Origin of the sequence: Pseudomonas sp. WS 5410, assembly GCF_012985645.1 — a bacterium.
GTDB classification, from domain to species: domain Bacteria; phylum Pseudomonadota; class Gammaproteobacteria; order Pseudomonadales; family Pseudomonadaceae; genus Aquipseudomonas; species Aquipseudomonas shahriarae.
In genome coordinates, this window is record NZ_JAAQWS010000023.1 from 16,470 (window position 1) to 38,027 (window position 21,558).

A 21,558-nucleotide genomic window follows, 5' to 3' on the forward strand; every position below is an offset into this window, starting at 1 on the left:
CCTTCTTCACGCGGCCTGTTCCAGCCGCTTTTTTGTCGTTCGGGAATCTTTTTTCATGGGTCTGAGTAGATACTTTTTTGTTGGCTGTTTGTCGTTGGTCAGCCTGGCCAGTCATGCCGAAACCGTTAATGGTCTTTATCAAGTGCTGGAGCCGGTCAGCAGCCAGGCGCCGGAGGAGCGTGAACAAGCTACCCAGCGCGCCCTGCAGACCCTGGTAGCCCGCCTCACCGGCGACGCCAAGGCCGCCCAGGGCCCTGGCCTGGCGGCGATCCGCAAGGATCCGCAACAGATCATCAGCCAGTACGGTTACGACGCCGGCCCGCCGGAAAGCCTGCAAGTGGATTTCGATCCGGTCAGCACCGACCGCGCCCTGCGCGATGCCGGCCTGGCGTTGTGGGGCAACAATCGGCCGTCGATCCTCGGCTGGTGGCTGAGCGATTCCACTGAAGGCAGCAGCCTGGTCGGTGATGGCCAGTCGGCTGCCGAGCCGCTGCGCCGTGCGGCGCAGCATCGCGGCCTGCCTTTGCGCCTGCCGCTGGGCGATCTCGATGAGCAGATCGTCGCCACCGCACCCACTCTTGAAAGTGCCGATCCGGCCCCTCTGCGTGCGGCCTCCGAACGTTATGGCGCCGACGCCTTGCTGGCGGTGCATGCCCGTGAAGACGCGGGCCAATGGCAAGCCAAGTGGCGCCTGTGGCTGGGTGATAAAGCCGAGCAGGGCACGGTGCAGGGCGCCGATCCCGCGGCGTTGGCCGATGCCGTGCTGCTGGCAGTCAGCGAGCGCCTGGCGCCCCGTTTTGCGGTAAAGACCGGGGTGTCCAGCGAGCAGTTGCTGCAAGTGCAGGGCATGACCCTGGAGCGCTACGCCGCCCTCGGTCATCTGCTGGAGCCGTTTGGTGCGCAGTTGCAGCGGGTGGAGGGTGACCGGATCGTCTATCGCGTCAACGGCAGCAGCGAGCAGTTGCGCAGCCAATTGAGCCTGGCCAAGTTGCAGGAAGTGCCGGCTGGTGAGGCGCTCGCGCCACAACCTGTGCCGTCGCCCGTGGCCGAAGGCGCGCAGCCGGTGCCGGTGCCGCAAGCCGAGCCTGAGCCGCAACTGCGTTTCCGTTGGTAAATGTTCTTCCTTATATAGAAGCAAATAACAGATGGAGTAGTTTATGGCGGATACGCGTCGTTGGGTGTGGCTTGGCGGGATTGTCCTGCTGTGCGTCTTGGTGTTCTTGCTGCATTCGATCCTGACGCCGTTCCTGGTCGCGTTGCTGCTGGCCTATCTGTTCGATCCGGTGGTGGATCGCCTGGAAAAGGCCGGGCTGTCGCGCACCTGGGGCGTGGTGGCGGTGTTTGCGCTGTTTACCCTGATCGTCATGGCGCTGTTGCTGGTGCTGGTGCCGATGCTGGCCAAGCAACTGTTGCGCCTGTACGAACTGGCGCCGCAAATGCTCGATTGGCTGCAGCACACGGCCATGCCCTGGGTGCAGTCCAAACTCGGCCTGGCCGATGGCTTCTGGAAGTTCGACAAGGTCAAGGCCGCGATCAGCGAGCATATGGGCCAGACCACCGATATCGTCGGGGTGATCCTCAGTCAGGCCACGGCATCCAGCCTGGCATTGATTGGCTGGCTGACCAACCTGGTATTGATCCCGGTGGTGGCGTTCTACCTGCTGCGTGACTGGGACATCATGATGGCCAAGATCCGCAGCCTGCTGCCCCGTGATCGCGAGGAGCGCATCGTGTCCCTGGCCGGGGAGTGCCATGAGGTGCTGGGCGCCTTTGTCCGTGGGCAATTGCTGGTGATGGTGGCGCTGGGGATTATCTACGCTGGCGGGCTAATGGCGATCGGCCTGGAACTGGGCCTGTTGATCGGCATGATTGCCGGCCTCGCGGCGATTGTGCCGTACATGGGCTTTGTCATCGGGATTGGTGCGGCGCTGGTGGCTGGCCTGTTCCAGTTTGGCGGCGACTTGTACCCGATGCTGGGGATTGTCGCGGTGTTCATGGTCGGCCAGGCTCTGGAAGGCATGGTGCTGACGCCGCTGCTGGTGGGCGACCGCATCGGCCTGCATCCGGTGGCGGTGATCTTTGCGATCCTGGCGGGCGGCGAGTTGTTCGGCTTTACCGGCATCCTCCTGGCGCTGCCGGTAGCGGCGGTGATCATGGTGCTGGTGCGCCATGTGCACGATGTGTACAAGGATTCGGACGTCTATACGGGCGCCGATGACCCTCAGTTGTAAGACTGATCACAAACCCGGCTCAAGGCCGGGTTTGTTGTCTGCGCGGCTTGGCATTTAGCCATCGCGCCAAACAATCTCCAAAAAATCCAATCAGTTAACGCAAACCTTTGATTTTGCTTATGGTCTGTTGCATTGTGCGCCCGGCGTCACGGGTATAAACTTTGCAAACTTTTCACAGAGGCCACTAACGGTTCGATTGGAACCGTTCAGTCAGCATGAAACCGATTCAGCTGCCCCTAGGTGTGCGTCTGCGTGACGACGCTACCTTCATCAATTACTACCCAGGCGCCAATGCCGCTGCACTCGGCTATGTCGAGCGGCTCTGCGAAGCCGACGCCGGGTGGACGGAAAGCCTGATCTACCTCTGGGGCAAGGACGGCGTGGGGCGTACCCACCTGTTGCAGGCCGCCTGCCTGCGCTTTGAGCAGATGGGGGAGCCGGCGGTGTATTTGCCGTTGGCCGAGCTGCTGGACCGTGGCATCGGCATCCTCGATAACCTCGAGCAATACGAACTGGTGTGCCTGGATGACCTGCAAGCCGTTGCCGGCCGGGCGGACTGGGAAGAAGCGCTGTTCCATCTGTTCAACCGCCTGCGCGACAGCGGCCGGCGTCTGTTGATTGCCGCCTCTACCTCGCCACGGGAATTGCCGGTCAAGCTGGCAGACCTCAAGTCGCGGCTGACCCTGGCGCTGATCTTCCAGATGCGCCCACTGTCCGACGAAGACAAGCTGCGTGCCCTGCAACTGCGCGCTTCGCGTCGTGGCCTGCACCTGACCGATGAAGTCGGGCATTTCATCCTCACCCGTGGCACCCGCAGCATGAGCGCGCTGTTCGACTTGCTCGAACAACTCGACCAGGCCTCCTTGCAGGCCCAGCGCAAGCTCACCATTCCCTTCCTCAAAGAAACCCTCGGCTGGTAGCCAGCCCTTTAAAACCGGGGTTCTTGGCAAATTACAGGCGTCAGAAAACCTGCGTTTGGGCCGCTCTGGCCACGCAAAAGGGTCTAAATGGGGTTTAAGGGCTTAGATGACATAGGTCAAACAAGAAGTCACATAGATCACGATTGAATTTGCAAATCGATGTCATAGAAGGCATAGTCTCGGCTTCTTTACATATCAGCCACGGTCGTGCCCATGCTAAATCGCTTCGCACCCCTCGTGCCTCTCGCACTCGTTACCCTGTTGTTTGGTTGCGCCACCCACCCCCAGCAGGTGGTCGAGCAGCAAAAGCCACAACAACAGCATCAAGCCAAATTCGTCGCAGCACAGTCTTCTTCTGTTTATGAAGAAGAGGTGGCGACCGAAAAAGAACTGGCCCAGTTTGCCGACAGCAAGCCTTATCAGCTGCCACTGCTGGCCGACAGTATCCTCGAACGCGGCATGTCGCTGATCGGTACCCGTTACCGTTTCGGTGGTACCTCTGAAGCCGGTTTCGACTGCAGTGGCTTTATCGGCTACCTGTTTCGTGAAGAAGCCGGCATGAACCTGCCGCGCTCCACCCGCGAAATGATCAACGTGGATGCACCGTTGGTCGCACGAAACAACCTCAAGCCCGGCGATCTGCTTTTCTTCAGTACCAACGGCCGTGGTCGCGTCAGCCACGCCGGTATCTACCTGGGCGATGACCAGTTCATCCACTCCAGCAGCCGCCGTAGCGGTGGGGTGCGGGTCGATAAGCTGGGTGACAGCTACTGGAGCAAAACCTTCATCGAAGCCAAGCGCGCTTTGGCGATGGCCCCGACTACCGTTACCGCTCGCAAGTAAAGTTAAAGTGATACTTGAAGTTTGACGCGTAAGCGCTAGAATCCTGAGATATTGTTGCGAACCAGACCGCGCAAGCTTGCTTGCGCGGTCTAGTTTTCAGCGTTCGGCAGCGAAAGCCGCATCCAGATCAGGATTGTTCTGCCCATGTCGACCTCGGCCCGCCTAATTCTTGTTGTTTGCGCCGCACTGCTCAGTGCCTGCGCCAGCCGTCCTCCACCTGCGCCTGTGGCCGTCAAGCCCAAGCCGGTATTCAACTATTCCACCCAGAACTTTTCGCCAGTGGCCGAAGATGTGCTGTTTCGCGCCCTGGGCCTGGTGGGCACGCCTTACCGCTGGGGCGGCAACACCCCGGATTCGGGGTTTGATTGCAGTGGTTTGATTGGTTTTGTCTACCGCGACGCCGCGGGCATCTCGCTGCCGCGCACCACTCGCGAGCTGATTGTGATGCGGGCCCAGGACGTGCGCGAAGACGCGCTGCAGACCGGCGACCTGCTGTTCTTCGCCACGGGCGGCGGCTCGCAGGTCAGCCATGCCGGTATCTACGTGGGTGAAGGGCGTTTCGTGCATGCGCCGCAAACCGGCGGTACGGTGAAGCTTGATACCTTGTCCAAGGCCTACTGGCAGAATGCCTATTTGAGCGCCAAGCGCGTGTTGCCGGCGGGGCAATTGGCGCGTAATCCCTAAGTCAAATATAAAACCCAATGTGGGAGCGGGCTTGCCCGCGATGGCGGTGTGTCAGTGGATAGATTCCTGACTGATCCACAGCCATCGCGGGCAAGCCCGCTCCCACAGTTGTTTTGGGGTGTTTACAAATCATTTATTTGGCTGAAGACACCCGCCACACCTTATTCCCCACATCGTCCGCCACCAGCAACCCGCCTTGCTGGTCGATCACCACGCCCACCGGCCGGCCCATGGCTTTCTCATCACTGTTGAGAAAGCCGGTCAGCACATCCACCGGCGCGCCGTTGGGCTTGCCCCCCGCAAATGGCACAAAGATCACCTTGTACCCACTGTGCGGCTTGCGATTCCACGAGCCGTGCTGGCCGATAAAAGCGCCATGGGCAAATTGCGCCGGTAGGGTGTTGCCCTCGGCAAAGGTCAGGCCCAGCGACGCGGTGTGGGGGCCGACGGCATAGTCCGGCGCAATGGCCTTGGCCACCAGGTCCGGGTCCTGCGGCGTGACCCGTACATCCACGTGTTGGCCGTAGTAGCTGAACGGCCAGCCGTAAAAGCCGCCATCCTTGACCGAGGTGATGTAGTCCGGCACCAGGTCGCTGCCGATTTCATCGCGCTCGTTGACTGCCGTCCACAGCTTGCCGCTTTGCGGCTCCCAGGCCATGCCATTGGGGTTGCGCAGCCCGGAGGCAAAAATCCGCTGCTTGCCGCTGGCCCGGTCGACTTCCCAGATCGCCGCACGCCCCTGTTCGGCTTCCAGGCCGTTTTCACCGACGTTGCTGTTGGAACCCACGCTCACATACAACGTGCTGCCGTCCTTGCTGGCCACCACGTTTTTCGTCCAGTGGTGGTTGAGCGGGCCGCCCGGCAGGTCGATGACCTTGGTGCCCTGGGCCTTGATCGCGGTTTCTCCCGGTTGATAGGGGAAGCGCAGCAGCTTGTCCGAGTCGGCCACATACAGGTCGTTGCCCACCAGGGTCATGCCAAACGGCGAGTTGAGGTTTTCCAGGAACACCGTGCGGGTCTCCGCCACGCCATCATGGTTGGCATCGCGTAGCAGGGTGATACGGTTCGGGCTGGGTACGCCGGCACCGGCACGGCCCATGACCTTTTCCATGACCCAGCCGCGAATGCCCTTGGAGTCATCCGGCTTGGGCGGCGCATTGGTCTCGGCCACCAGCACGTCGCCATTGGGCAATACATACAGCCAGCGCGGGTGATCCAGGCCTTCGGCGAAGGCGCCAACCTGGGTGCCGGCGGCGGCCTTGGGCTTGGCCCCGGCGGGCCAGCCAATCGCCGGAGCGATGTTGACGGTGGGGATCAGGGTTTTATTCGGTTCCGGCAGCTTGGGCGACGGCCCGGTGCCATCGGATACCTGCAAGGTTGAGCTTTCGCCACAGGCAGCGAGTGCGCCTGCGGCCATGATCAGTAGGGCGAGTCGGGTCTTGTGCATGTTTTTCTCCTCAATGCCTGTAGTCATAGAGGTATGGCGCGCGGCGATGGTTCAAGTACGTGGCCGGCTTTAATTGACGCTGTACCCCCAACCCACTAACCTTCGCCGCTTGTTTCAGGTGCTCTGTGGCGTACGCGCCGACCGAGTGAAACAGGGAAGCCGGTGAGTGCGCGCACTTTTCTACAGTGTGGCCACGATCCCGGCGCTGCCCCCGCAACGGTAAATGAGTCAAGACGCTGCTTTTGCCACTGTATCGCCTGCGATATGGGAAGGCGCATCGTCGGCTTGCCCTGGTCAATCGGGCGCCACTCATGAGCCCGGAGACCGGCCTGATTCATCCAACAGCATCACGGTGGGCGATGCTTGGCTTCATTTAAGTTGTCTTTTCCTGCCCGCCGTTTTTGTCCAGCCCCAACGGAGAGCTGCCATGACTGATACCCCTGATCGTGACGAACGCCACCTGGCGCGCATGCTGCGCAAAAAAGCGGTGATTGACGAGCGCATTGCCAATTCACCGAATGAATGCGGTTTGCTGCTGGTGTTGACCGGCAACGGCAAAGGCAAGAGCAGCTCGGCGTTTGGCATGCTCGCCCGGGCCATGGGGCACGGTATGCAATGCGGTGTGGTGCAGTTCATCAAGGGCCGTAACAGCACCGGTGAAGAGCTGTTCTTCCGCCGCTTCCCCGAGCAGGTGCGCTTCCATGTGATGGGCGAGGGCTTTACCTGGGAGACCCAGGACCGCCAGCGCGATCTCGCTGCCGCCGAAGCGGCCTGGAAGGTTTCCCGGGAAATGTTGCAGGATCCATCCATCGGCCTGGTGGTGCTGGATGAGCTGAACATCGCGCTCAAGCACGGCTATCTGGACCTGGACCAAGTGTTGAGCGACCTGCAAGCCCGGCCACCGATGCAGCACGTGCTGGTCACCGGCCGCGGGGCCAAACCGGAACTGATTGAAATGGCCGATACCGTCACCGAAATGGGCATGCTCAAGCACGCGTTCCAGGCGGGTATCAAGGCACAGAAAGGCATCGAACTTTGAACCAGCCGCGCCATTGCCCAGCAGTGCTGATCGCCGCGCCGGCGTCAGGCCAGGGCAAGACCACTGTCACCGCCGCGCTGGCCCGTTTGCATCGCAACCTGGGGCGCAAGGTCCGGGTGTTCAAGTGCGGCCCGGACTTTCTCGACCCGATGATCCATGAGCGCGCCAGTGGTGCGCCGGTCTATCAATTGGACATGTGGATGGTCGGCGAGCAGGAAAGTCGTCGCCTGTTGTGGGAAGCTGCGGGGGAGGCGGACCTGATCCTGATCGAGGGCGTGATGGGCCTGTTCGACGGCACACCGTCCAGCGCCGACCTGGCGCGCCACTTTGGCGTGCCGGTGCTGGCAGTGATCGACGGCACCGCCATGGCCCAAACCTTTGGCGCCCTGGCGCTGGGGTTGGCGCGTTACCAGGCGGACCTGCCGTTCGCCGGGGTCCTGGCCAACCGCGTCGGCACCGTGCGCCATGCGCAGTTGCTGGAAGGCAGCCTGACCGAAGGCCTGCGCTGGTACGGCGCGCTGTCCCGGGAAACCGGGATCGAGCTGCCCAGCCGCCACCTGGGCCTGGTGCAGGCCAGCGAGTTGAATGACCTCGACCTGCGCCTGGATGCCGCCGCCGCCGCCCTGGCCAGCAGTTGCGAGGTAGCGCTGCCACCGCCGGTGGAATTCGCTGCGCCCGAGGTGATCGAGGCCCAGCCGTTGCTGGCCGGGGTGCGGATTGCCGTGGCCCGTGACGAAGCCTTTGCCTTCACCTATGGCGCCAGCCTCGACTTACTGCGGGCGATGGGCGCGCAGTTGCACTTCTTCTCGCCGATCCATGACCGCGTGCTGCCCGACGCCGACAGCCTCTATCTGCCCGGTGGCTACCCGGAATTGCATCATCAGGCGCTGTCGCAAAACACCGCGATGCTGCAGGCGATCCGCGCCCACCACAGCGCCGGCAAACCATTGCTGGCCGAATGCGGCGGCATGCTCTACCTGCTCGACTCCCTGACCGATGTCGAGGGCACGCGTGCCGAACTGCTGGGGCTGCTGCAAGGCGATGCGGTCATGCAGAAACGCCTGGCGGCCCTGGCCCTGCAAACGGTCGAATTGCCGGAAGGCGAATTGCGCGGCCACACCTACCATCATTCCCTGACCAGCACGCCGTGGCAGCCGATTGCCCGTGGCCTGAGCCCCAATGGCGGGCGCGGCGCCGAGGCGGTGTATCGCCAGGGGCGGATGACGGCCTCCTATGTGCACTTTTATTTCCCGTCGAACCCGGTTGCAGTGGCCGCGCTGTTTGCGCCGGATCGAGACGCCGCCAACGCAGGCGATTGTATTGCAACGGTAGGCACGGGCTTGCCCGCGATAGTGTCATGACCGACAACGCCTTCCCCCAGGCCGAGCGCGACGCCATCTACCGCGCCATTGCCGAACGCCGCGACATGCGCCACTTCAGTGGCGGCACCGTCGCCCCCGAGTTGTTGCACCGCCTGCTGCACGCCGCGCACCAGGCGCCCAGCGTCGGCTTGATGCAGCCCTGGCGCTTTATCCGCATCAGCGACCGCAACCTGCGCGGGCAGATCCAGCAGTTGGTGGAAGCCGAACGCATCCGCACCGCGCAAGCCCTGGGCGAGCGCTCGGACGACTTTATGAGGCTCAAGGTCGAAGGCATCCACGACTGCGCCGAGGTGCTGGTGGCGGCATTGATGGATGACCGTGAACGGCATATTTTCGGGCGTCGGACCTTGCCGGAAATGGACCTGGCCTCACTGTCCTGTGCGATCCAGAATCTATGGCTGGCGTCCCGCGCCGAAGGCCTGGGCATGGGCTGGGTGTCACTGTTCGAACCCCGGGACCTGGCCGACCTGCTGGGCCTGCCACCCGGTGCCAAGCCCCTGGCCGTGCTGTGCCTGGGCCCGGTGACGGAGTTCTACCCGGCACCGATGTTGCAACTCGAAGGCTGGACCGAACCGCGTCCGCTGAGTGACATGCTGTATGAGAATTATTGGGGAGTGAGTCAATGAGTGTGGCCTTGCTGAGTGTCGCTGCAGTGGCGCTGGATGCGCTGCTGGGCGAGCCCAGGCGCTGGCATCCGCTGGTGGCGTTCGGCAATTTTGCCGGGCGCATCGAGCAACGTTTCAACTCCGCGGGGCGTGGCTGGCGCAGCCATGGCGTGAGCGCGTGGTTTATTACGGTGATACCGCTGACCTTGCTGGCCACGGCCTTGTCCTGGGCGCCTTACTTCGGCTGGGTGATCGAGATCCTCGCGTTGTACCTGGCCCTGGGCATGCGCAGCCTGGGTGAGCACGTGTTGCCGGTGGCCCAGGCCCTGCGCAGCGGCGACCTGGACGAAGCACGCACGCGCGTGAGTTACCTGGTCAGCCGCCAGACCAGTGAGCTGGACAGCACCGAAGTGGCCCGCGCAGCCACCGAGTCGGTGCTGGAAAACGGCAGTGACGCGGTGTTTGCCGCGCTGTTCTGGTTTGTCGTGGCCGGCGTGCCCGGCGTGGTGCTGTACCGCCTGAGCAATACCCTGGATGCCATGTGGGGCTATCACAATGAACGTTTTGAACGTTTTGGCTGGGCGGCGGCGAAGATTGATGACCTGCTGAATTACATTCCTGCGCGGCTGGTCGCGTTGACCTACGCCGTGCTCGGCAAGACGCGCCTGGCGCTCACATGCTGGCGTCGCCAGGGGCCGACCTGGGACAGCCCGAATGCCGGGCCGGTGATGGCTGCGGGCGCTGGTGCCCTGGGCGTCGAGTTGGGCGGGGCAGCGATTTATCACGGTGAGTTGCACCAGCGTCCGATCCTCGGCGAAGGGCCGCCGGCCGATGCCGATTCCATCGAGCGTGGCTGGCAGTTGGTGCAGCGCGGCGTGTGGCTGTGGGTGTTGATCCTGTGTGCGGGGGCGCATTTCTATGCTTGAACACGGTGGACGGCTGCGCAAGGCGGCGCTGCAGTACGGCATTGCCCAGGAAGACTGGCTGGACCTGTCCAGTGGCCTCGCGCCCTGGCCCTGGCCCATCCCGCCTATCCCGCTGCGGGCCTGGGCCCGCTTGCCAGAGACCGATGATGGCCTTGAACAAGCAGCCTGTGATTACTACGGCGCGGCCCAGGTATTACCGGTGCCGGGCTCCCAGGCGGCCATCCAGTTGCTGCCGCGCCTGCGCCGGGCGGGCAAGGTCGGCGTGTTGTCGCCGTGCTATGCCGAGCATGCCGAAGCCTGGCGCCGCGCCGGTTACATCGTGCGCGAGGTGCTGGAGCAGGAAGTCGACTTCTTCCTCGACAGCCTCGACGTGTTGGTGGTGGTCAATCCCAACAACCCCACCGGCCTGAGCCTCACGCCCCAGCGCCTGCTGGATTGGCATGCGCGCCTGGCCGAGCGCGGTGGCTGGCTGGTGGTGGATGAGGCCTTTATGGACAACACCCCGCACTTGAGCCTGGCGAGCCAGGCCAATCAAGTCGGGCTGATTGTGTTGCGCTCGTTCGGCAAGTTTTTCGGCCTGGCCGGGGTGCGCCTGGGTTTTGTGCTGGCCGAACGCAAACTGCTCAAGCTGCTGGCCGAACAGGTCGGGCCTTGGGCTGTAAGCGGGCCGACCCGGGAGTTGGGCCAGGTCTGCCTGCGCGACAGCGCCGGCCATACCTACCAGCGCCAGCGCTGTGAAGACGCCAGCCAGCGCCTGTTCCGCCTGCTGGAGCAGTATGGCCTGCGCCCGCAAGGTGGCTGCGCGCTGTTCCAGTGGCTGATCACCGATCACGCCGAGCAGTTGCATGAATTCATGGCCCAGCGCGGCATCCTGCTGCGCCTGTTTGTCCACGACAGCAGCCTGCGTTTTGGCCTGCCCGGGACTGATGCCGATTGGCTGCGCCTTGAACAGGCCCTGACTGCCTGGAAGCAAACCTCATGACCACCCTGATGGTGCAAGGCACCACCTCCGACGCGGGCAAAAGCACCCTGGTGACCGCACTGTGCCGTTGGGTCGTGCGCCAGGGCGTGCCGGTGGTGCCCTTCAAGCCGCAGAACATGGCGCTCAACAGCGCGGTGACGGCAGAAGGTGGCGAGATCGGCCGCGCCCAGGCTGTGCAGGCCCAGGCTGCCAACCTGGCGCCGCACACCGATATGAACCCGGTGCTGCTCAAGCCCAATAGCGACACCGGCTCCCAGGTCATCATCCATGGCCGCGCCGTGACCAGCATGAATGCCGTGGCCTATCACGACTACAAGGCCATCGCCATGCAGGCGGTGCTGGCCTCCCACGCGCGTTTGAGTGCGGCCTACCCGGTGGTGATGGTCGAAGGCGCAGGCTCGCCAGCCGAGATCAACCTGCGGGCCAATGACATTGCCAATATGGGCTTCGCCGAAGCGGTGGATTGCCCGGTGTTACTGATTGCCGATATCAATCGCGGCGGGGTATTCGCCCATCTGGTGGGCACCCTGGAGCTGTTGTCGCCGTCGGAACAGGCGCGGGTCAAGGGCTTTATCATCAACCGCTTTCGCGGCGATATCGCCCTGCTGCAACCGGGCCTCGATTGGCTTGAGGCGCGCACCGGCAAGCCGGTGGTGGGGGTGCTGCCGTATGTGATGGATCTGCACCTGGAAGCCGAGGATGGCATCGACCAGCGCCAGATCGACAAGGCGGCGCAGGTGCTCAAGGTGGTGGTGCCGGTGCTGCCACGCATCAGCAACCACACCGACTTTGACCCGCTGCGCCTGCATCCCCAGGTGGATTTGCAGTTTGTCGGGCCGGGCCAGGCAATCCCCGCCGCCGACCTGATCATCCTGCCCGGCTCGAAAAGCGTGCGCAGCGACCTGGCCTATCTGCGCGCCAATGGCTGGGACACGGCCATTGCCCGGCACTTGCGTTACGGCGGCAAGGTGCTGGGCATCTGCGGTGGCCTGCAGATGCTGGGCGAGCAGGTCCACGACCCACTGGGCCTGGAAGGGCCTGAGGGCTCCAGTGATGGCCTGGGCCTCCTGGCGTTCAGCACCACCCTGGAAGCCGAGAAACAATTGCGCAATGTGCGCGGCCGGCTGGTGCTGGAAGAGGCGCCGGTCAGCGGGTATGAGATCCATGCAGGCGTGACCCGAGGTGCCGCCCTGGCGCAGCCAGCGGTACGCCTGGATGACGGCCGCAGTGACGGTGCCTGCAGCGATGACGGGCAAATCCTCGGCACGTATCTGCATGGCCTGTTCGAAACCCCGGCGGCCTGCAGCGCCGTGTTGCGCTGGGCCGGTTTGCAGGACGTGCAGGAAGTGGATTACCACGGCTTGCGCGAGCGCGATATCGAGCGCTTGGCAGACCTGGTGGAGCAGCATCTGGATACCCGATTGCTGCGCCAGTTATGTGGGATTTGAGGGCTTGACCATGTTGCAACTGATCCTCGGCGGCGCCCGCTCCGGTAAAAGCCGCCTGGCGGAAAAACTCGCCAGCGACAGCGCCTTGCCCGTCACCTATATCGCCACCAGCCAACCCCTGGACGGTGAAATGAACGCGCGCGTCGCCCTGCATCGCCAGCGCCGTCCCAGCCAGTGGGGGTTGATCGAGGAACCGCTGGAACTGGCGCGGGTACTGCGTGAAAACGCGGCCCCTGGGCATTGCCTGCTGGTCGATTGCCTGACCCTGTGGCTCACCAACCTGTTGCTGCTGGACGACCCACAGCGCCTGGGCGTCGAGCGTGACTCCCTGCTGGACTGCCTGGCGTCACTGCCGGGCGAAATCATTTTTGTCAGCAACGAGACCGGTCTGGGTGTCGTACCGCTGGGCGAATTGACTCGCCGCTATGTGGATGAAGCCGGATGGCTGCATCAAGCCTTGGCCGAGCGGTGTCAGCGTGTAGTGCTGACCGTTGCCGGCCTGCCCCTGACTTTGAAAGGTACTGCGTTATGAGCCCATCCTGGTGGCTGGACCCGTGCAAGGCGCTGGACGCTGCGGCTTATGAACAAGCCCTGGCCCGCCAGCAACAACTGACCAAGCCCGCCGGGTCCCTGGGGCAACTGGAAGCGTTGGCGGTGCAACTGGCCGGTTTGCAGGGCCGGGTCAAACCGACGGTCGAGCAGGTGTGGATCGCCATCTTTGCCGGCGATCACGGAGTGGTCGCGGAAGGGGTCTCGGCCTATCCCCAGGAAGTCACCGGGCAGATGCTGCATAACTTTGTCAGCGGTGGCGCGGCGATCAGTGTGCTGGCCCGCCAACTGGATGCACAGCTGGAAGTGGTGGATCTGGGTACCGTGACGCCGTCGCTCGACCTGCCGGGCGTGCGCCACCTGAATATCGCCCCGGGCACGGCCAATTTTGTGCTGGGCGCGGCCATGACCGAGGCCCAGGGACAGTTGGCCCTGGCGGCGGGGCGTGACAGCGTGCAGCGCGCGATCAGCGCCGGTGCGCAGCTGTTTATTGGCGGTGAGATGGGCATCGGCAACACCACTGCCGCGAGTGCGCTGGCCTGTGCCTTGCTCGATTGCCAGGTCAGCGACCTGACCGGTCCCGGCACCGGCCTGAATGCCCAGGGCGTGAGCCATAAAGTGGCGGTGATCGAGCGGGCCCTGGCATTGCATGCCGGGCAGCGGGGCGACCCGTTGCAGACCTTGTTCAATCTCGGTGGCCTGGAGATCGCCGGGTTGGTGGGGGCCTATCTGGCCTGCGCCCAGGCGGGGGTGGTGGTGCTGGTCGACGGGTTTATCTGCAGCGTCGCGGCGCTGGTCGCCACGCGCCTCAACCCGTCGTGCCGGCCATGGCTGTTGTTCGGCCATCGGGGCGCCGAGCCGGGCCATCGCCATGTGTTGCAAAGCCTTGAAGCCCAGCCACTGCTGGAACTGGGCCTGCGCCTGGGCGAGGGCAGCGGCGCGGCGCTGGCGGTGCCGCTGTTGCGTCTGGCCTGTGCGTTACACGGGCAGATGGCGACATTCGCAGAAGCGGCCGTGGCGGACCGCCCGGCATGACCTTGCACCTGGACCTGCTACGCCATGGTGAGACCGAACTGGGCGGCGGTTTGCGCGGCAGCCTGGATGATGCCCTGACCGCCAAGGGCTGGGCGCAGATGCGCGAGGCGGTGCTGGCGCGCGGGCCGTGGGATCGTCTGGTCAGCTCGCCGCTGCAGCGCTGCGCGCGTTTTGCTGAGGAGTTGGGCGCACGCCTGAACCTGCCGGTGAGCCTGGAACAGGATCTGCAGGAACTGCACTTCGGCGCCTGGGAAGGGCAGAGCGCGGTGCAATTGATGGAAACCGATGCCGAGGCATTGGGGCTTTTCTGGGCTGATCCATATAGCTTTACGCCGCCGGATGGCGAGCCTGTCGAGGCGTTTTCCCAGCGTGTACGGGACGCTGTCCTACGTCTGCATCAGCTGTATGCCGGCCAACGGGTGCTGCTGATCAGCCATGGTGGCGTCATGCGTTTACTGCTGGCCCAGGCCCGCGGCTTGCCCCGTGAGCAGTTGCTGAATGTCGAGGTGGGCCACGGCGGCCTGTTCAGCCTGCGGGTCGAGGCCGACGGTGTGTTGAGCGAGGGCGCCTGAATGTTGCCATTCTGGATTGCCTTGCAGTTTCTCAGCAGCCTGCCGATTCGCCTGCCGGGCATGCCGCAACCCCAGGAACTGGGGCGCTCGCTGCTGTTTTATCCGCTGGTGGGGCTGTTGTTCGGGTTGCTGCTGTGGGGCTTGAACACGCTGTTGATGGGCGCGCCCTTGCTGTTGCACGGGGCCCTGCTGCTGACGGCGTGGGTGTTGCTCAGTGGCGGCCTGCACCTGGATGGCCTGGCGGACAGCGCCGACGCCTGGCTGGGTGGCTTTGGCGACCGCGAACGCACCCTGACTATCATGAAAGACCCGCGCAGCGGCCCGATTGCTGTCGTGACCCTGGGCTTGGTGCTGCTGCTTAAATTCACCGCGCTGGTGGCGCTGATCGAGCAACACAATGGCGCCGCCTTGATCCTCGCCCCATTGATCGGTCGCAGCTCGTTGCTGGCACTGTTTCTCACCACCCGCTATGTGCGTGCCGGGGGCCTGGGCCAGGCGCTGGCTGACCATTTGCCACGGATTGTCGGGCAGCAGGTGCTGATCCTCAGTGGCCTGGCGTGTGTGTTGATCGGCGGTTTCAGCGGCGGGATTGCGGTGTTGCTGGCGGCCATCTGCTTTGTGGGCTTGCGGCAGGTGATGATCAATCGACTGGGCGGCACCACCGGTGACACGGCCGGCGCCTTGCTGGAACTGCTCGAAGTGGCGGTGTTGATCGGTCTGGCTCTGTAACACTTTCTTGCATTTCCTTAATCGCGGGTATATACACGTTCCATGCTTGCCTCCCAATGTTTATGCACCAACCTGCGTCGTGCCGCCCGTGGCGTCAGCAGGCACTACGACGGCGCCCTCGATGGCTTCGGAATCAACGTCGCCCAGTATTCTTTGCTGTGTAACCTGCAGCGTCTGAATCAACCGAGTATTTCCAGCCTGGCCGATGCCATGGGCCTGGACCGCAGCACCCTGGGGCGTAACCTGCGGGTGCTGGAGGGCGAAGGCCTGGTGCGGTTGGTCGAAGGCGATGACCTGCGCAACCGTCTGGTGGTGCTCACGGAGCAAGGCAAACAGCGCCTGGCGGCCGCATTGCCGGCCTGGGAAGCGGCGCAGCAGAAACTGATCGATAAATTGGGCGTGCAAAAACGCGAAACCCTGTTGGCCTTGCTGGATGAACTCGCTTAAACGCGGGCTTGTTCGAATACAAGCGGGTATATACCCGTAGCGGAGAATAATAATGACCTCAATGTGGCGTACCAGTGGCTGGATTCTTGTCGGGAGTGCGCTGATCCTGGCCCTTTCCCTGGGCGTGCGGCATGGCTTTGGTTTGTTTCTGGCGCCCATGAGCGCCGAGTTCGGCTGGGGTCGTGAAACCTTTGCCTTTGCCATCGCCTTGCAAAACCTGATCTGGGGCCTGGCGCAGCCGTTTACCGGAGCCCTGGCCGACCGCTTTGGCGCGGCCAAAGTGGTGATGATCGGTGGCGTGCTGTATGCCTTGGGCCTGGTGTTCATGGGCTTGTCCGATTCGGCGTGGTCGCTGTCCTTGAGTGCCGGCTTGTTGATCGGTATCGGCCTGTCCGGCACCTCATTCTCGGTGATCCTCGGCGTGGTCGGACGTGCCGTGGCCCCGGAAAAGCGCAGCATGGCCATGGGTATTGCCAGCGCCGCCGGTTCCTTTGGCCAGTTCGCCATGTTGCCGGGCACCCTCGGCCTGATTGGTTGGCTGGGCTGGTCCGCCGCCTTGTTGGTGCTGGGTCTGCTGGTGGTGCTGATCGTGCCGCTGGTGACGATGATCAAGGACCGCCCGCTGCCGGTCATGGCTGGTCAGCAAACCCTGCGCGAGGCTTTGCATGAAGCCTGTTCCCATTCCGGTTTCTGGTTGTTGGCCTTTGGTTTTTTTGTCTGCGGATTCCAAGTGGTGTTTATCGGCGTGCACTTGCCGGCCTACCTGGTGGATCAGCACCTGCCGGCGACCGTCGGCACCACGGTGTTGGCGCTGATCGGCCTGTTCAATATCTTCGGCACCTACACGGCGGGCTGGCTCGGCGGGCGGATGTCCAAACCGCGTTTGCTCACCGCGCTGTACCTGCTGCGGGCGGTGGTGATCGTGTTGTTCCTGTGGGCGCCGGTGACGCAAATGAGTGCCTACCTGTTCGGCATGGCCATGGGCTTTTTATGGCTGTCGACCGTGCCGCTGACCAACGGTACGGTGGCGACCTTATTTGGTGTGAGAAACCTGTCGATGCTGGGTGGGATCGTGTTCCTGTTCCATCAGTTGGGCTCGTTCCTCGGCGGCTGGCTGGGGGGCGTGGTCTATGATCGAACCGGTAACTACGATTTGATCTGGCAGGTGGCGATCGTCTTGAGCCTGGTCGCGGCCGCCCTTAATTGGCCCGTGCGTGAGCGGCCTGTGGCCAGGTTGCAAGCGCAGATGGGGGTAGCATGAACTCGATCGGGTACTGGGTTGGCGCAGCCGGCCTGCTGACGCTATTGCTGCTGGCCTGGTGGGGCTGGCAGCGCAGCGGGCTGGCGTTGATGCAACTGGGTATGTCGATCTGTTAAGTTGTTTGCCTGACTTTGTCCAAGGACACCCGACATGTTAATGCGTTGGCTTGCAGTACCCGCCCTGATGATGGGCCTTGGTGGTGTCGCCATGGCCGCCGATTGCCCAACGTTGCTTGAGGGCCAGTTGCCCAAATTGCGCGCCAAGGAGTCCATCGACCTGTGCCAGCGCTTTGCCGGCAAGCCCCTGGTGATCGTCAATACCGCCAGTTTTTGTGGGTTCGCCCCGCAGTTCAAGGGACTGGAGGCGTTGTATCAGCGCTACAAAGGTGACGGCCTGGAAGTGATTGGTGTGCCCTCCGATGACTTCAAGCAAGAAGCCAAGACAGGCGAGGAAACGGCCAAGGTCTGCTATGTGAACTACGGCGTGACGTTCACCATGACCGAGCCACAGAAGGTCAGGGGCCCCGATGCGGCGCACCTGTTCAAGGTCCTGGCCGAGCAGAGCAACGCGCCGAAATGGAATTTCTACAAGTATGTGGTGGATCGCCAGGGCAAGGTGATCGCCAGCTTCTCCAGCCTGACCAAACCGGACAGCCCGGATCTGATCGAGGCCGTGGAGCAGGCATTGGCTTCCAAACCCTGATTATCGGCTACTAAAAAGCCCCGCCTCCTTTGCAGGAGAGCGGGGCTTTTTTATGCAGCGTTGGATCAGAACTTGTACGTCATGCCCAGGCCGAAACCGTTGGCGCTGTTTTCATACTTGGCGTTGTAAGTCTGGCCCAGCTTGTTGTGGCTGTTGACCTTGATGTCTTCTTCCTGCAGGTACGAGTAGGCCAGGTCGATGGTCATGTTATCCATGACCGCGTAGCCCAGGCCAACACTGAAGATGGTCCGGTCGCCGGTAGGGATACGTGGCGAACGATTAGTGTTGTTGGTAGGCGACTGGTCGAAGGTCAGGCCAGTGCGCAGGACCACTTGCTTGGTCAGCTGGTACGAGGTACCGACTGCGTAAGCCCAGGTGTCGTGCCAGTTCTGGTCTTCCTTGATGGTGCCCACCAGCTGTGGCCCTGCACCGCCGCCGTTGCCCGTAGTTACACCTTCGTTGTTGACGGTGATGTCTTTCAGGCGGCTCCAGCGTGTCCACGTCGCGCCGGCATACAGCTTCCAGGCATCGTTCATGTCCTGGGTCACCGACAGGTCCCAGGATTCAGGGGTGTCGATCTTCAGCGAAGCGTCGTAGCGGTTGCCGCGCAGCAGCTGCGGTGGAACGCCAGCGCCCGGGGACACTTCGGTGTGGCCTTCGAGTTTGTACTTCACTTTCGAGTGGTAGGTCAGGCCCACACGGGTGGTGTCGGTGGCTTGTACCAGCACGCCAACGTTAAAGCCCAGGGCGGTATCGTCACCCTTGATCTTGATGTTGTTGACGGCGTTAGGTGCTTGCGGCAACGAAACATCCGACTCCAGCGTACCGGCGATGCGGTTGAAGGTCGGACCAAAACCTACGGACACGCGGTCGTTGAAGGCATAGCTGACAGTTGGCTGGAAGGTAATGACCTTCACTTCGCTCTTGCTGCCAAAGCCACGGCCCTGGAAGCCACGTTCGTAGTCAGTGACCAGGCCGAACGGCGCATAGACGCCGAAACCGACTGCCCATTGATCATTGAGTTTGTTGGTGTAGAAACCGAACGGTACGGCAGTGAAAGGCACCATATCGCCTTTGTTGCTACCGGAAGTGTTGGTGTTGCCGCTGACCTGGCTGATATTGGTCGTGGCATCAATCGCCGCAACACCGCCCGTGACTTGCTGGCCTTCAAGGCGAGCCATACCGGCAGGGTTGCCAAAAACAGTGCTTGCATCATCGGCAGAAGAAGAACGGCCCGCGAACCCGGTACCCATCCCGCTGACGCTTTGTTCGTTGAGGGCAAAGCCGCTTGCGAACAGTTGGGAAGAGGCCATGGCAACGGCGAGGCTAAGTGTGGTCTTGAGCATTACTTTTTTCATTATTAGAACTCCGGGGTGATCACCGCTGCGGAAAGTATCAATAAAATTAACTTAGCGCTATAGGCTGTAATGCTGGAGATAGAGCGGTTTTGTAGGACAATCCGACCAAAATTGCCGCTTTTTGCCGAATCTTGCAAAGTGCCCGATCAGCACGCGACCTGATTCATTGGGTTTACACAGGTTTGCCAGGCCTGGGTGTAATCCCGTAGCCGACCCTGAGGGTGAAATATTTCTTTCCAGATACGCGCCATTGCCAGCAGATCGTCGGGTTGGGGCAGTTCGGGGCGATGTTGTTCCACCAGCAACCAGGCAATGGCGGTGGCGTAGCGCAGGTTGACCGTCAGCTCCAACTGCGGCCCGCTGAGGAAGGCATGCTGGCTGGCGAGGCCGCGCACCAGGCTGGCACGTTCCGGGTCGAGGGCCAGGTAGCTGTCCCATAAGGCTCTGTGGCGCGATTCGGTAATGCGATACAGGCCGTGGCCGCGCCGGTCATGCAGGGCCGAGCCCAGTTCCGATTGGCTGGCGGCAACCCCCAGCAGCAGGGATTCTGCGGTTTGGCTGTGGCGACCCAGGTAAATCAGCGTGGGTCTGATCACATAACGACACAATTCGCTGGCGGCAATGCCCATAGAACCCTCGGAACCCTTGAAAATGGTCGGCGATGCCTGAGAAGGGGGGGCTTGGCAGCGGTGGATCGGATCTCAGGCTCGCCGGAGGCGGATCATGCCGCCTGAGTTGAAGTGTAGTGTCAGATTCACGACGTAAAGGTCTGTTTTTAAAATATTTCCGGTGGGGGGTTATAAGCGTTATATCTGTTTGACCTAAAGCCAACCGACAAAAAACCGAATTCCAGGCAATAAAAAACCCTGCTTTGCGGGCAGGGTTTTCGATGTTCAGCGTCGGGTCAATCAGGCAACCAGGGCCTGACGGGTACGCTCGATCACGGCCTGCAGCGGCTCTGCGCTGGAGTATTGATCGGGGTACAGGCGTTCGCTGTGACGAGCGATGCCGTGTTCGTTGACCAGGGTGAAGCTGAAGCAGCCTTTGCGAGCGGCCATGATCAGGCAGTTCATTGGAGCAAAAGCATTGGTGAGGGTGCGAATGGCATCCTGAGTATGGATTTGAGTGGACATATTATTGGTGTTCCTACAAATGACACGGTTAAGAACCGTGCAACGTTAAAACGTTCCAGTGACGCTGATCACCATTGATCATGCGAAGAACCCGACTGGAACAAAGCAGCCAGTTTGAAGCGCTGAATAATTTGGCGCGCTTGGGCTGGCAGGTAGGTACTTAGGAGGGCAGGCAACACAACAGGGGCAAAGGTTCTGGGCCCAGGGCGAAGATCCTGATCAATTTGCAGGTTGGTTCGGTCAGAGTATGGAAACTTCGCGACACCCTTTGCATTGTTCAAAGGCAGTGTCGTCGCAAGTGATACCTGGAAACCATCGAGGTGGTCGATCCCATCAAGATTGACAAAACTTCTCTTTAGGGAAGCTACGTCGCGGGGATTTATTCGACCAGAATTGACTTTCAGCTTGGTACTAACGCTGCGGATAGTAATGGCTTGAAACCGGTAAAGCAAGTGTGTTAGCAAAAATACCTTACTTGGGCCCCTGGTACAGCCCACGCTTGTGTGTCACCCCTGTAACGTTTTGGGCCACAAAGCGGCGGCGATATAACCACCAGGCAGGTAGTTGTGCACATTGGTTGCGCAGTGTGTCACCCGGAAGGCGCATGGTCGGATTAGCCCACGAATGCCTGCATCGAAAATTTAAGTCAATGAAAAATCTGGCTTTTTTTTATTGGTGAAAAAATCGTCAGTTTAAGCGCGGCCCCCGTTCCATGGGCCTTTGCGCGAGTTAAAGCACGGTTGTCCACTGAGTTATCCACAGCTTCTGTGGATTGTCCCAAGCGCTTGCTCTAGAACGGGCGTGCCGGGTTTTTTCAGCTTTACCCGTACGAAAAAAGGAGTAGAGTGGCGCGCCTTCCGTTCTGCCCTACAGTGCTTTATGAAGTTTCGCTCAGTATCACCCGCTGTTACCGACAACCCTCCGAGTGTTACCCCGCCCAAGCGTTTCTCTTTGAAAGTCGCGCTGTGGCTGCTGGATAACCCGCGCATTGGCGATAACCCCAATATCAAGCACTTCGCCGGGCGTTTGCTCAAGCAGCCCGCCCGTGAAGGGGTGGTCGTGGCGCAGAGTCGCCTGGGCCTGTTGATGTGCCGTGAGTGCGGCAATGCCCGGGACCGCCGCATCGGCCACGACCTGCTGCGCCAGGCCGCCCGTGCCGGCGACCCTGGCGCTCAGCGTGAACTGGGTCAGATCAAAGACTGAGCTGTCCACGAAGCGCCTGCTTGGTTAACCTTCCTCTTTTACCGTAATGGCAGGAATGGCTA

The 21,558-nt window shown here is 62.0% G+C and carries 23 protein-coding genes and 1 riboswitch; of the genes, 19 read left to right on the top strand and 4 right to left on the bottom strand.

Going from position 1 to position 21,558, the window contains the following annotated elements; all coding sequences use genetic code 11:
* Positions 1–55: 55 nt before the first annotated feature.
* The 5 genes from HBO24_RS25260 to HBO24_RS25280 all read left to right on the top strand — a co-directional run bounded on the left by HBO24_RS25260 (position 56) and on the right by HBO24_RS25280 (position 4,678).
* Positions 56–1,114 (top strand): DUF2066 domain-containing protein, encoded by a 1,059-nt coding sequence (locus tag HBO24_RS25260; RefSeq protein WP_170060560.1) that lies wholly within the window; start codon positions 56–58, stop codon positions 1,112–1,114.
* Between the two features lie 43 nt (positions 1,115–1,157).
* The gene (locus HBO24_RS25265; RefSeq protein ID WP_115127636.1) at positions 1,158–2,231 is read left to right on the top strand and encodes an AI-2E family transporter; all 1,074 of its coding nucleotides are present in this window, start codon (positions 1,158–1,160) and stop codon (positions 2,229–2,231) included.
* 215 nt (positions 2,232–2,446) lie between these two features.
* Positions 2,447–3,151, top strand: a complete 705-nt coding sequence (hda, locus tag HBO24_RS25270; RefSeq protein WP_032857040.1) for a DnaA regulatory inactivator Hda — start codon at positions 2,447–2,449, stop codon at positions 3,149–3,151.
* Between the two features lie 213 nt (positions 3,152–3,364).
* Entirely contained in the window at positions 3,365–3,994 is a 630-nt protein-coding gene (locus HBO24_RS25275) for an NlpC/P60 family protein (protein WP_057438759.1), read from the top strand.
* Positions 3,995–4,138: 144 nt separating this feature from the next.
* Entirely contained in the window at positions 4,139–4,678 is a 540-nt protein-coding gene (locus tag HBO24_RS25280) for a C40 family peptidase (protein ID WP_057444557.1), read from the top strand.
* A 133-nt stretch (positions 4,679–4,811) separates the two neighbouring features.
* Here HBO24_RS25280 and HBO24_RS25285 read toward each other — a convergent pair whose 3' ends face one another.
* Positions 4,812–6,125: a sorbosone dehydrogenase family protein gene (locus tag HBO24_RS25285; RefSeq protein ID WP_170060561.1), complete on the bottom strand. Its 1,314-nt coding sequence runs from the start codon at positions 6,123–6,125 to the stop codon at positions 4,812–4,814.
* Between the two features lie 99 nt (positions 6,126–6,224).
* Positions 6,225–6,473: riboswitch (cobalamin riboswitch) on the top strand.
* Positions 6,474–6,552: 79 nt separating this feature from the next.
* Here HBO24_RS25285 and cobO point away from each other — a divergent pair.
* The 13 genes from cobO to HBO24_RS25350 all read left to right on the top strand — a co-directional run bounded on the left by cobO (position 6,553) and on the right by HBO24_RS25350 (position 17,802).
* Entirely contained in the window at positions 6,553–7,164 is a 612-nt protein-coding gene (gene cobO / locus HBO24_RS25290; protein WP_170060562.1) for a cob(I)yrinic acid a,c-diamide adenosyltransferase, read from the top strand.
* A complete protein-coding gene (locus tag HBO24_RS25295) occupies positions 7,161–8,525 on the top strand; it encodes a cobyrinate a,c-diamide synthase (protein WP_170060563.1) in 1,365 nt (454 codons plus the stop codon). The genes cobO and HBO24_RS25295 overlap by 4 nt, the downstream gene beginning before the upstream one ends.
* Positions 8,522–9,172, top strand: coding sequence for a 5,6-dimethylbenzimidazole synthase (gene bluB / locus HBO24_RS25300; protein WP_057438763.1), 651 nt, complete (start codon positions 8,522–8,524; stop codon positions 9,170–9,172). Before HBO24_RS25295 ends, bluB begins: the two co-directional genes overlap by 4 nt.
* Positions 9,169–10,077, top strand: coding sequence for an adenosylcobinamide-phosphate synthase CbiB (cbiB, locus tag HBO24_RS25305; RefSeq protein ID WP_170060564.1), 909 nt, complete (start codon positions 9,169–9,171; stop codon positions 10,075–10,077). Before bluB ends, cbiB begins: the two co-directional genes overlap by 4 nt.
* Entirely contained in the window at positions 10,070–11,059 is a 990-nt protein-coding gene (cobD, locus tag HBO24_RS25310; RefSeq protein WP_170060565.1) for a threonine-phosphate decarboxylase CobD, read from the top strand. The genes cbiB and cobD overlap by 8 nt, the downstream gene beginning before the upstream one ends.
* The gene (locus tag HBO24_RS25315) at positions 11,056–12,507 is read left to right on the top strand and encodes a cobyric acid synthase (RefSeq protein WP_169960377.1); all 1,452 of its coding nucleotides are present in this window, start codon (positions 11,056–11,058) and stop codon (positions 12,505–12,507) included. The genes cobD and HBO24_RS25315 overlap by 4 nt, the downstream gene beginning before the upstream one ends.
* A 10-nt stretch (positions 12,508–12,517) precedes the next feature.
* Positions 12,518–13,039, top strand: a complete 522-nt coding sequence (gene cobU, locus HBO24_RS25320; RefSeq protein ID WP_170060566.1) for a bifunctional adenosylcobinamide kinase/adenosylcobinamide-phosphate guanylyltransferase — start codon at positions 12,518–12,520, stop codon at positions 13,037–13,039.
* A complete protein-coding gene (gene cobT, locus HBO24_RS25325) occupies positions 13,036–14,091 on the top strand; it encodes a nicotinate-nucleotide--dimethylbenzimidazole phosphoribosyltransferase (protein WP_115127644.1) in 1,056 nt (351 codons plus the stop codon). Before cobU ends, cobT begins: the two co-directional genes overlap by 4 nt.
* Positions 14,088–14,663 (top strand): alpha-ribazole phosphatase family protein, encoded by a 576-nt coding sequence (gene cobC, locus HBO24_RS25330; protein WP_057958856.1) that lies wholly within the window; start codon positions 14,088–14,090, stop codon positions 14,661–14,663. Before cobT ends, cobC begins: the two co-directional genes overlap by 4 nt.
* Positions 14,664–15,392: an adenosylcobinamide-GDP ribazoletransferase gene (locus tag HBO24_RS25335; protein WP_057438769.1), complete on the top strand. Its 729-nt coding sequence runs from the start codon at positions 14,664–14,666 to the stop codon at positions 15,390–15,392. It begins immediately after the preceding gene.
* A gap of 42 nt (positions 15,393–15,434) precedes the next feature.
* Complete coding sequence (locus tag HBO24_RS25340; protein ID WP_057438770.1) at positions 15,435–15,839, top strand: MarR family transcriptional regulator; 405 nt, start codon at positions 15,435–15,437, stop codon at positions 15,837–15,839.
* A gap of 61 nt (positions 15,840–15,900) precedes the next feature.
* Positions 15,901–17,100 carry an MFS transporter gene (locus tag HBO24_RS25345; protein ID WP_170060573.1) on the top strand — a complete coding sequence of 400 codons (1,200 nt, stop codon included), beginning with the start codon at positions 15,901–15,903 and terminating at the stop codon, positions 17,098–17,100.
* A gap of 150 nt (positions 17,101–17,250) precedes the next feature.
* The gene (locus HBO24_RS25350; RefSeq protein WP_057438772.1) at positions 17,251–17,802 is read left to right on the top strand and encodes a redoxin domain-containing protein; all 552 of its coding nucleotides are present in this window, start codon (positions 17,251–17,253) and stop codon (positions 17,800–17,802) included.
* 65 nt (positions 17,803–17,867) lie between these two features.
* Here HBO24_RS25350 and HBO24_RS25355 read toward each other — a convergent pair whose 3' ends face one another.
* The 3 genes from HBO24_RS25355 to HBO24_RS25365 all read right to left on the bottom strand — a co-directional run bounded on the left by HBO24_RS25355 (position 17,868) and on the right by HBO24_RS25365 (position 20,293).
* Positions 17,868–19,160 carry an outer membrane protein transport protein gene (locus HBO24_RS25355; RefSeq protein ID WP_057438773.1) on the bottom strand — a complete coding sequence of 431 codons (1,293 nt, stop codon included), beginning with the start codon at positions 19,158–19,160 and terminating at the stop codon, positions 17,868–17,870.
* 146 nt (positions 19,161–19,306) lie between these two features.
* Positions 19,307–19,789 carry a hypothetical protein gene (locus HBO24_RS25360; RefSeq protein WP_057958860.1) on the bottom strand — a complete coding sequence of 161 codons (483 nt, stop codon included), beginning with the start codon at positions 19,787–19,789 and terminating at the stop codon, positions 19,307–19,309.
* A gap of 279 nt (positions 19,790–20,068) precedes the next feature.
* On the bottom strand, positions 20,069–20,293 hold the full coding sequence (locus HBO24_RS25365) for a hypothetical protein (RefSeq protein ID WP_007898912.1): 225 nt from the start codon (positions 20,291–20,293) through the stop codon (positions 20,069–20,071).
* An 879-nt stretch (positions 20,294–21,172) separates the two neighbouring features.
* On the opposite strand from HBO24_RS25365, the gene HBO24_RS25370 reads away from it, so the two are divergent.
* Positions 21,173–21,496, top strand: coding sequence for a sel1 repeat family protein (locus HBO24_RS25370; RefSeq protein ID WP_057438775.1), 324 nt, complete (start codon positions 21,173–21,175; stop codon positions 21,494–21,496).
* Positions 21,497–21,558 lie beyond the last annotated feature (62 nt).